10 protein-coding genes are annotated in these 7,626 nt (G+C 39.9%); 1 reads left to right on the top strand and 9 read right to left on the bottom strand.

The window, feature by feature from the left end:
• Positions 1–156: 156 nt before the first annotated feature.
• The 4 genes from B0183_RS05005 to infC form a co-directional block, all read right to left on the bottom strand.
• Positions 157–1,203 carry an extracellular solute-binding protein gene (locus B0183_RS05005; RefSeq protein WP_078208442.1) on the bottom strand — a complete coding sequence of 349 codons (1,047 nt, stop codon included), beginning with the start codon at positions 1,201–1,203 and terminating at the stop codon, positions 157–159.
• A 229-nt stretch (positions 1,204–1,432) separates the two neighbouring features.
• A complete protein-coding gene (gene rplT / locus B0183_RS05000) occupies positions 1,433–1,786 on the bottom strand; it encodes a 50S ribosomal protein L20 (protein WP_005714486.1) in 354 nt (117 codons plus the stop codon).
• Positions 1,787–1,876: 90 nt separating this feature from the next.
• Complete coding sequence (gene rpmI / locus B0183_RS04995; protein WP_005596065.1) at positions 1,877–2,074, bottom strand: 50S ribosomal protein L35; 198 nt, start codon at positions 2,072–2,074, stop codon at positions 1,877–1,879.
• Positions 2,075–2,175: 101 nt separating this feature from the next.
• The gene (gene infC / locus B0183_RS04990) at positions 2,176–2,715 is read right to left on the bottom strand and encodes a translation initiation factor IF-3 (protein ID WP_071610732.1); all 540 of its coding nucleotides are present in this window, start codon (positions 2,713–2,715) and stop codon (positions 2,176–2,178) included.
• Positions 2,716–2,929: 214 nt separating this feature from the next.
• On the opposite strand from infC, the gene tsaD reads away from it, so the two are divergent.
• Positions 2,930–3,964 carry a tRNA (adenosine(37)-N6)-threonylcarbamoyltransferase complex transferase subunit TsaD gene (tsaD, locus tag B0183_RS04985; protein WP_078208441.1) on the top strand — a complete coding sequence of 345 codons (1,035 nt, stop codon included), beginning with the start codon at positions 2,930–2,932 and terminating at the stop codon, positions 3,962–3,964.
• A gap of 288 nt (positions 3,965–4,252) precedes the next feature.
• Here the strand turns inward: tsaD and B0183_RS04980 are convergent, their stop codons facing one another.
• The 5 genes from B0183_RS04980 to rpsP form a co-directional block, all read right to left on the bottom strand.
• The gene (locus B0183_RS04980; RefSeq protein WP_021112926.1) at positions 4,253–5,068 is read right to left on the bottom strand and encodes a shikimate 5-dehydrogenase; all 816 of its coding nucleotides are present in this window, start codon (positions 5,066–5,068) and stop codon (positions 4,253–4,255) included.
• A gap of 130 nt (positions 5,069–5,198) precedes the next feature.
• Entirely contained in the window at positions 5,199–5,549 is a 351-nt protein-coding gene (gene rplS / locus B0183_RS04975) for a 50S ribosomal protein L19 (protein WP_005715236.1), read from the bottom strand.
• A 13-nt stretch (positions 5,550–5,562) separates the two neighbouring features.
• Positions 5,563–6,330, bottom strand: coding sequence for a tRNA (guanosine(37)-N1)-methyltransferase TrmD (gene trmD, locus B0183_RS04970; RefSeq protein ID WP_021111939.1), 768 nt, complete (start codon positions 6,328–6,330; stop codon positions 5,563–5,565).
• A gap of 48 nt (positions 6,331–6,378) precedes the next feature.
• Positions 6,379–6,906, bottom strand: coding sequence for a ribosome maturation factor RimM (gene rimM, locus B0183_RS04965; protein WP_015939992.1), 528 nt, complete (start codon positions 6,904–6,906; stop codon positions 6,379–6,381).
• Between the two features lie 27 nt (positions 6,907–6,933).
• On the bottom strand, positions 6,934–7,182 hold the full coding sequence (rpsP, locus tag B0183_RS04960) for a 30S ribosomal protein S16 (protein ID WP_021111941.1): 249 nt from the start codon (positions 7,180–7,182) through the stop codon (positions 6,934–6,936).
• Positions 7,183–7,626 lie beyond the last annotated feature (444 nt).

The following is a 7,626-nucleotide window of genomic DNA, read 5'->3' as shown; positions in this document are numbered from 1 at the left end:
CAGAATTTGGGATAGGGTCTTCATTAGCTGTAGAAGATCAAGTCTGATCTTCTACATATTAGCAACTGTTTTGTCCACTTGGTATAGTTTTGACGAATCAGCAACTATTTTGTCTACTATGCCAATTTTATTTGTACTGTTTGCAACCTTGACTATTTATTTCGCTGTTTTCAGGTCTTGATAATATTTCTCATAAAGTTCAATCGCATCGCCTACATCAACTTGCCAAGGGCTTTTCTCAATAACTTCAGAACGAATAAAAACAGCAGGATCTTCAACCAAATCTTTTGGTAACTGTGCTAATGCCACTTTATTTGCTGTTGGATAACCGATAGCTTTTGTCAATTTTGCAGCGACGGGAGCTGAAAGCATATAGTTAATCAGCTTGTAAGCCCCTTCCGGATTTTGCGAAGTTGCAGGAATTGCTAAGTTATCAATCCAAAGCGGTGTGCCTTCTTTAGGATAAACCATATTGATTTTAGCACCTTCATTTTTGGCAATTCGTACAGAACCATTCCAAAGAGTACCGATTTCTACTTCACCAGAAATAAATGAGCTTGAGGGATTATCAGAATTAAAAGCCAAAATATTTGGACGTAATTTCAATAATTCTTCATACGCTGCTTTTAAAATCGCAGGGTCTTGAGTATTCGGATCCTGCCCCATTTTTAATAACGCTATATTAAATGCCTCACGAGGATCATCTAACAACTGTAATGCATCTTTAAACTCTGGTTTCCATAAATCTGCCCAAGATTGAAAATTTGCAGGATCTTGGGTTTCCGTATTGTATGCAATCCCCGTTGCCCCAAAAAGTTGTGGTACCGAGTATTTATTGCCTTTATCAAAAGGACGATCAAGCATTTGTGGATCAAGCTCACTTAATACAGGCAATTTGCTATGATCTAACTCTTTCAACATTCCTTCACGTGCCATTTTAGAAACAAAATAGCTGGTGGGGGCAATTACATCATAACTTTGATTTTTCCCCATTGTTTTTAGTTTTGCATACATTGTTTCATTCGATTCAAGGCTAGAAACAATAACTTTAATCCCTGTTTGTTTTGTAAAATCGTCAAGCAATCCCTCTGGTACATATTCAGACCATGTATAGAGATAAACCGTATTCCCTTCCTCCGCCATGATGTGATGACTACCAAAGGCAAGAGTTGCCGCAGATAAAACCACTGCCCATTTTTTCATATTTTTTGTTCTCCAAATAGAGAGAAATCGTACTTTTATATTGACTAAAGCCATATAAAAACTTACCTAAAGATGGCTATGATTTTAGGTTAATTGAAGCTGATTGCAACATCTTCAGTAAGATGCTGCTATTCTGGACTTCTTATATCTACTTTGCATATAATCCCTCATCATGTAAGTATAAGAAAAAGGACGCCTGAAAGCGTCCTTATTTATCTATTCTTTAAAATTAAAGAGCAGATTTTGCTTTAGCAACTAATGCTGCGAAAGCCACTTTGTCAAATACTGCGATATCAGCAAGGATCTTACGATCGATTTCAACAGACGCTTTTTTCAAGCCATTGATGAATTTGCTGTATGATAAACCGTTTTGACGAGCTGCCGCGTTGATACGTGCAATCCATAATTGACGGAATTGACGTTTACGTTGACGACGGTCACGGTAAGCATATTGTGCAGCTTTAACTACTGCTTGGAAAGCAACGCGATACACGCGTGAACGTGCACCATAATAACCTTTAGCAGCCTTAAGAACTTTCTTATGGCGTGCTCTTGCAATAACACCACGTTTTACACGAGCCATTATTAAATCTCCTACTATTTAAGCGTAAATTAACGCTTTGACATTATTAAACTAAAAATTAACTAATCGTACGTTGCACTTAATTTACGCTTATGCGTATGGTAAGCACGCTACTACTAAAACTTGGTCTGCTTTCGCTACCATTGATTTGTGACGTAAGTGACGTTTACGTTTAGTTGTTTTCTTAGTCAAAATGTGACGTAAGTGAGATTGTTTACGTTTGAAACCGCCAGAAGCTGTTTTTTTGAAACGCTTCGCAGCACCACGTACTGTTTTAATTTTAGGCATTGTTAAAATAACTCCGCATTGTTTATGTTAATAAACAGTAATTAGGCGAATATTGTTGCCAATATTACTTGGAAGCACTAATTACATCTCAAGGTAATGGACTATTTCTTTTTAGGTGCTAGTACCATTACAACTTGGCGACCTTCGAGTTTGCCTGGGGCAGACTCTACTACGGCAATTTCCGCTAAATCGTTTTTAACACGCTCTAGCACGTCCATACCAATTTCTTGGTGAGCCATTTCACGTCCACGGAAGCGAACTGTGATTTTGGCTTTGTCGCCATCTTCCAAAAAGCGAATCAGGCTGCGTAGTTTTACCTGATAGTCGCCTTCGTCTGTACCCGGACGGAATTTAATTTCCTTCACTTGTACAACTTTCTGTTTTTTCTTCTGCTCTTTGGCAGCTTTCTCTTTTTCGTAGATGAACTTACCGTAGTTCATAATACGGCAAACTGGTGGTTCAGCATTTGGGCTAATTTCAACTAAGTCTAACTCAGCTTCTTCAGCTTTCGCTAATGCTTCTTGAATCGATACGATACCAAGTTGCTCACCGTTTTGATCGGTTAAGCGAACTTCTTTCACGCGGATTTCTTCGTTAAGACGATGTGCGCGATTTGTCTGAACACGTTTTACAGGTTTAATAGTACTATTCCTCTAGTAAGTTTAAGCTACGATCATACCGCTTGCAGAAGATATGATTTCTTTTTATAGGCTCTAAAGAGAGCAAAACGGGCGAGATTCTACAGAAATTCGTCTGATTATGCAACAGACAAAATCATTTCATTACATTCTCAGCAAAATTGTTGATATTCCATTATAATAAGCACTATCTTAATTACTTAAACCAATAACAATAATGAAAATTCTCGGTATTGAAACTTCTTGTGATGAAACTGGCGTGGCAATTTATGATGAAGCCAAGGGATTAGTCGCAAACCAACTTTATAGCCAAATCGAAATGCACGCTGACTACGGTGGCGTTGTGCCAGAGCTAGCTTCTCGTGATCATATCCGTAAAACATTGCCACTTATTCAAGAAGCATTAAAAGAAGCTAATCTCACCGCTTCGGATATTGATGGCGTTGCTTATACGGCAGGCCCAGGACTTGTTGGGGCGTTATTGGTCGGCTCAACCATTGCACGATCTTTAGCTTATGCGTGGAACGTTCCAGCTTTAGGGGTTCACCATATGGAAGGGCATTTGCTCGCACCAATGTTAGAAGAAAACGCCCCTGAGTTTCCTTTTGTCGCCTTACTTGTTTCGGGGGGACACACTCAGCTAGTCGATGTAAAAAATGTGGGTGAATATGAATTGTTGGGGGAATCTATTGATGATGCTGCGGGGGAAGCCTTTGATAAAACTGCAAAATTGCTCGGTTTAGATTACCCAGGGGGGACAGCGTTAGCTAAACTTGCTGAAACTGGCACGCCAAATCGTTTTACCTTTCCACGTCCAATGACGGACCGCCCAGGCTTAGATTTCAGCTTTTCGGGCTTGAAAACCTTTGCGGCAAATACGATTAATGCGAATTTGAATGAGAAAGGCGAATTAGATCAACAGACCCGTTGCGATATTGCCTATGCGTTCCAACAAGCAGTGATTGAAACATTGATTATCAAATGCCGTAGAGCGTTGCAACAAACGGGCTATAAACGTTTAGTGATCGCAGGCGGTGTGAGTGCAAATAAACAACTTCGTCACGATTTATCCGAATTAATGAAGCAGATCGGCGGTGAAGTCTTTTACCCTCGCCCACAATTTTGTACCGATAATGGTGCAATGATTGCCTATGCAGGTTTCTTGCGTTTAAAAAATGGCGAACAGACGGATTTATCCGTGAGTGTCAAACCACGTTGGCCGATGGTTGAACTTTGTCCCATCGATGTATAGTAGACAAAGTATTATAAAGGGTAGATTAAGATATTGTAATATAAGGCTTTGAGCCACTTTTTTGAATTATCAGGACTATTCAAAGTATCTCGAAAGCCCCTAAAATAGCATTAAATCCACTACTATCACGTTATTTAAATATTATTGTGGATACGACCTTCTTTGATCGTGAACTTGGTATTTTAGTCCTGATGGATTTACTTTCTAAAAAAATGGTTTGCCATTGAGTTATCAAAACATAAAAAGATGTTTATTACAGGATAGCGTTCAATTTTGTCTATTATGCCTTTATTGATTCGATCTAGAAAAAGCCGCCGCTTCTGCGATTAACGCATCACTTGGACGAATCCCCGTATAAAGCACAAATTGCTCAACTGCTTGTAATGTCATCACTTCTGCACCAGAAATCACCTGTTTGCCTTGAGCTTTCGCATACTGAATCAAAGGTGTTTCGGCTGGCATTGCCACCACATCAAAAGCCGTTTGAGCCTGTTGAATCATCATTTCGGGGAAGGCTAAGTCAAACTCTTCTTTTCCGCCCTTCATACCAATCGGAGTGACATTGACTAAAATGTCCGCCTGTTGATTTTCAAGACTATTGATATATTGATAGCCGTAAAGTTCTGCGAGATATTTTCCTGTGTCTTGATTACGAGCATAGACTTTCAAATTCGTAAAACCTGAATGTTTAAATGCTGCAACAACGGCTTTTGCCATACCGCCACTGCCTTGCACAATCACACAAGCGGTTGGATCGAGCTGATATTTTGCAATTAATTTCTCAATCGCAATATAGTCGGTGTTATAGGCTTTCAAATAGCCATTGGTATTGACAATCGTATTGACCGATTCAATCGCTTTTGCAGATGCATCAATTTCATCTAAAAACGGCATACAGGCTTCCTTAAACGGCATAGAAACCGCACACCCCCGAATACCTAAGGCTCTCACGCCTTTGACTGCGTGTTCAATATCTTTGGTGGTAAATGCTTTATAAACAAAGTTTAAACCGAGTTTTTGATAAAGATAGTTATGGAAATAAGTGCCAGTATTGCCTGGTCTGCCCGATATCGACATACAAAGTTGAGTATCTTTATTGATCATAAATTTGCCTTATTGAATAGAATAAGTACCATTATGCTGTTTTAGATGTAAAACAACAAGGAAGTCATGAAAAAACAAAAGCCTTGGGTTTCCCCAAGGCTTTCTTTTTGCATTAACGCATAAGCGAAAATTATTCGCCAAGACGCTCTTTGATACGTGCAGATTTACCTGAACGCTCACGTAAGTAGTAAAGTTTAGCTTTACGTACCGCACCTTTACGTTTAACAGCAATGCTGTCAATTACAGGTGAGTGAGTTTGGAATACACGCTCAACGCCCACGCCATTTGAAACTTTGCGTAAGGTGAATGCTGAATGCAAGCCACGGTTACGAATTGCAATAACCACGCCTTCGAACGCTTGCAAACGTTTTTTACTACCTTCTACTACCCATACCTTAACTTCTAATGTGTCACCTGGACGGAAGCTAGGTACGTTTTGTTTTAACTGTTCTTGTTCGATTTGTTTGATGATGTTACTCATTTTAATAAACCTTCTATGTCCTAGAATTAACTGATTTGTGTCGTTTCTTTATGTTATTCAACAACACGCGTTGTTCGTCAGTCAGAGCTAGGCTATCCAATAGCTCAGGGCGTCTTAACCACGTTCGTTCTAGCGACTGTTCTAATCGCCATTTGCGAATTTGCTCGTGGTGACCCGACATCAGCACTTGCGGTACAGGTAAACCATCTAATACTTCAGGGCGGGTATAATGCGGGCAGTCCAATAAACCTTCTGCGAAAGAGTCTTCCAACGCTGAAGCCTGTTTGCCTAATACCCCAGGGATAAATCGTGCAACAGCGTCAATTAACGTCATTGCAGGAAGTTCCCCCCCCGTGAGAACGTAATCACCGATTGACCATTCTTCATCTATTTCAGTTTGGATCAATCGCTCATCAATGCCTTCATAACGCCCACAAACCAAAATCAATTTTTGATTTGTTGCCAGCGTTTGTACACCAGCTTGATCGAGTTTACGTCCTTGCGGTGAGAGATAAATCACTTTAGATTCTACACCGTCTTCTTTACAAGCGGTTGCTTTTGCTTCACGAATTGCATCACGAAGCGGTTGCACCATCATCAACATACCCGGCCCACCACCATAAGGGCGGTCGTCCACCGTTTTATGTTTGTCGTGTGTGAAATCTCGGGGATTCCAACATTGCACTTGTAAGAGATTTTGTTTTACTGCTCTACCTGTTACCCCAAAATCAGTAATTGCTTTAAACATTTCGGGGAAAAGGGAAATAATACCAATCCACATATTTTGACCTACGAAATGCGACTGCTAAAGCTCACTGCATACCTGAGGTTAGAAACCAGCGTCCCAATCCACTGTAATTGTTTTAGTGGCGAGATCTACTCTTTTAACTACTTGTTCATATAAGAACGGGATTAAACGTTCTTGCTTACCGAAAGCATCTTTACTGCCAGCTTTTACCACCAACACATCATTTGAACCTGTTTCCATCATTTCGGTCACAGTTCCCATTGCATAACCTTCAAGGTTTACCACTTGGCAACCGATCAAATCGTGCCAATAATAATCCCCTTCTTCCAATTCTGGAAACACGGCTAAATCCACACCGATCTCGGCATTGGTTAATAGCTGTGCTGTTTCACGGTCTTCTGTGCCTTTTAATTTCACAATCAAATCATTGTTGTGATAACGCCAACTTTCGAGTTCAACTTGTTGCCACTGTCCTTTAATTTTTAAGAACCACGGCTGATAATCGAAAATGCTTTCAGGATATTCTGTCGATGAATAAAGGCGTAGCCAGCCACGGATACCATAGGTTGAACCTAATTTTCCGACAACTTCAATTTTTTGCTCGCTCATATTCACCTACTTATTTAATTTGTGGAATTAAGCTGCTTGACGCGCTTCTTTCACTAATACTGCAACACGATCAGAAAGTGATGCACCTTTAGCAACCCAAGCATCTACTTTAGCAACGTCTAAACGTAAACGTTCTGCGTTACCAGTTGCGATAGGGTTGAAGAAACCGATACGCTCGACGAAACGACCGTCGCGTGGGCTACGGCTGTCAGCGACAACGATTTGATAGAATGGGCGTTTTTTAGCTCCGCCACGAGATAAACGAATGGTTACCATAACCGTCCTCTAAAAGTTTAATGATAGTAAAAAAGAAAACCCTCGTTCGAGGTGAGGGTGCGAAACTTGTTCAAAAAAGAGAGAACAAGCGGTCGGATTATACGGATTTTTTGTAAAAAGGCAAGGGAAAAACCCTTGTTTTATGTTTACAACTCTAGAAGAAAATGCAAAACAAAAACCTATTCTCACGACAATTATTTTCATTCTGTGATAGGAATGATGGATATGAACTTATCACTTTCAACCTATAATAAAGAATTAGATATTTTGAATCAGTGTCGTAAATAATCCTATCTTGTTCTCTTAAACGTTATTTAAAAAGTAGCTTAGTTATAAAACTAAGCTACTTTCTCAAATACTCAACCCTCACATTTAAACTCGCTAATAAAATCGCAATAAGCGGAATTACATAATTCATTACGGCGTCGGGGCTTGATAAACCTG

The organism is Glaesserella parasuis (genome assembly GCF_002015085.1).
In the GTDB taxonomy this organism is placed as follows: domain Bacteria; phylum Pseudomonadota; class Gammaproteobacteria; order Enterobacterales; family Pasteurellaceae; genus Glaesserella; species Glaesserella parasuis.
The sequence above is the reverse complement of the archived record's forward strand: the minus strand, read 5'-3'. Positions and strand labels throughout refer to the sequence as shown.